The sequence below is a fragment of the Synechococcus sp. H60.1 genome (assembly GCF_047462335.1).
GTDB lineage: Bacteria > Cyanobacteriota > Cyanobacteriia > Thermostichales > Thermostichaceae > Thermostichus.
In genome coordinates this window covers 1-2,259 of sequence record NZ_JANSJA010000063.1, presented here as the reverse complement: position 1 = coordinate 2,259, position 2,259 = coordinate 1, and the positions used below count along the sequence as shown (strand labels likewise).

Here is a 2,259-nt window from a genome sequence, read left to right as displayed (position 1 = left end):
AGATTGGTTGGCTTGTTTTGTTGTTGGGGTTTTGGGGACTTATGGCTATCCTGCTGTCGAGCGAACCTATCCTGGCTGTGAGCATCTTTGGCATGGGTCTGCCAGAGCTGGCCGTGATTGGGGTAATCGCGGTGGTCGTGTTCGGCCCCAAGAAGCTGCCAGAGTTGGGCAGCGCCTTTGGCAAAGCATTGCGCAGCTTTAAACAAGAGATGAACAACCCCAGCAGCGATGACGAACCTGTTGCCGCCGCCGAGCGCGTGAGCGGGACGGAGTCCCTGAAGGCAGAAGCGGAGAAGGTGGTCGAGAAGGACGCCGCCTGAGAGCCTCAGAACTAAAAAAAGGGCGGCTTGGGTCGGCTCCTTAAGTTTTGTAGGAGACGAGCCCTTGGCTGGCTGAGAAAACAAGTCGCATGGCCGGGATCCCGGCCAACCCCTGCGGGATCCGCACCAGCCGCAACAAAATGGAAGTCGGCTTGCCAGTGGGCCGGATCCAGGGCTGGTGTATATTTCTGAAAAAGCTACCAGCCTGGTGCTACCGCTTGACCCAAAGCCGGGCTGGACAGGCGCAGCCGATGGAGAGCTATGGTCGAGCCGACCGATTTCGAGCTGATGCGCCAGATCCAACTGCGGGATCGCCGCAGCCACTTTTTACTTAAGGATCGCTACCAAAAGCGCCTGCTGGAGATCGCGCTGTCCACTCTCAAGCAGCCTCACCAAGCCGAAGAGGTGGTGCGCCAGGTGTTTGCGTTCTGCTGGAAACATGCAGAGGCCTTTGACCTGCAGCGGGATCGCTCGGTGGCCCTGTGGCTTTACGAGTTGACGGCCTTTCAAGCCCAAGAACGCTTGCGGCGCTGGAGCTGGTTGCCCGCCCCTGCCTCCATCCGGGTCGCACCTCCTTTGTGGCCGCGGCGCCTCCTCTGGGTCGGCTTAGCAGCGTTGGGGATCTACGCGGTGGCCATAACAGCGGCCTACTGGCGGCTGCGCTGGCAGGGGGAGCCGGTAGCCATGCAACGGCTCTATCAGGAGTGGCAACGACAACCGCAGGTACGGCGAACCCTTCTACGCGACCCTAGCTTCCGCAACCCCCTGTTGGTACAAGCTCTCTGGTCGCCCCGTGCCAAGCAGGTGCTGCTCTTGGCCTCAGATATGGCTCCTGCCCCCCCAGGCAGCACCTATCAATTGTGGCTGGAGTCGGATCTGCAAGGAGGGGGACGACGGCTGGAAAGCGCTGGCACCTTCACCGTCAACGCCGAGGGATCCCTGCAATGGCTCAGCCAGCCCACCCGTTCCCAGCAGCCGACCCGCCTTTGGATCACCCTCGAACCGGCAGGCGGGAGCGAATCCCCCACCAGCGCGCCTCTGCTGCAGAGCAACTTCTGGATCCCTGCCTCTCAACCTGAGGAGAGCAAAGAGCACCTCTTAAACTAGCTTGAAATGACTCCTAAGACCCTGGAAGTTGCCCCGTCGGGTCAACGGAGAGATCTTTTTGCCTGCTCAGAACCGCCAAGGGACTCGTGATCGCGATGTCTTTTGCAAAGGGGGGAGATCCCTTTGGCGCGTCAACAACGGTTGCCATAACGGTAGTAGGATCAGGGGGCAAGCTTGCCGACGCCACACCATGATTCGCCAATATCTATCGGGGAATGGGCTGCGTTGGTTTCGCTTAGCCTTGCAGTTACACGGATCGGTCGTGCCGGCAGTGCTGCCTCGCACCCTCATCTGTGGTCTCCTGGGAGTGCTGGTTTCCGTTCTCTACAAACTGGGGTTGCCCATAGCGCTTTCCTCGTTGGTGGCGTTTGTGCCCAACATTGTTTTGGGGCTGATGCTGGTATTTCGGACAAACACTGCCTACGAACGCTTTTGGGAGGGGCGAAAAGCCTGGGGAGCCGTGGTGAACAATGTGCGCAACTTAGCCCGTCTGATTTGGGTGGTCGTTGAAGAGAAGCAGCCCGGCGATCGGGAAGAAAAAATCAAAATCCTCTATCTGCTGCCTGCTTTTGCCATCGCCATGAAGCAACATCTGCGCCAAGAATTTTTGCCGGATGAGCTTCAGTCCCTCCTCAGCCCGGAGCAGTTGCAACGCCTCAAAAGCCTCAACCATCCCCCGTTGCAAATTGCTTTTTGGATCGGAGATTACCTGCAACGCCAATACCACAAGGGCCGTGTTGAGGTCTACCAGCTTACGATCATGGTGGAGCGGCTCAATAACATGGTAGATGCCTTGGGTGCCTGCGAGCGCATTCTCATGACCCCAATGCCC

The 2,259-nt window shown here is 58.7% G+C and carries 3 protein-coding genes; all 3 read left to right on the top strand.

Going from position 1 to position 2,259, the window contains the following annotated elements; all coding sequences use genetic code 11:
• Positions 1-320 (top strand): twin-arginine translocase TatA/TatE family subunit (tatA, locus tag NW852_RS03355; RefSeq protein ID WP_414426468.1); only part of this gene is annotated, 320 nt, incomplete at its 5' end.
• Between the two features lie 261 nt (positions 321-581).
• A complete protein-coding gene (locus tag NW852_RS03350) occupies positions 582-1,427 on the top strand; it encodes an anti-sigma factor domain-containing protein (RefSeq protein ID WP_414363883.1) in 846 nt (281 codons plus the stop codon).
• A 190-nt stretch (positions 1,428-1,617) separates the two neighbouring features.
• On the top strand, positions 1,618-2,259 hold a 642-nt coding region (locus tag NW852_RS03345), incomplete at its 3' end, for a bestrophin family protein (RefSeq protein WP_414426467.1).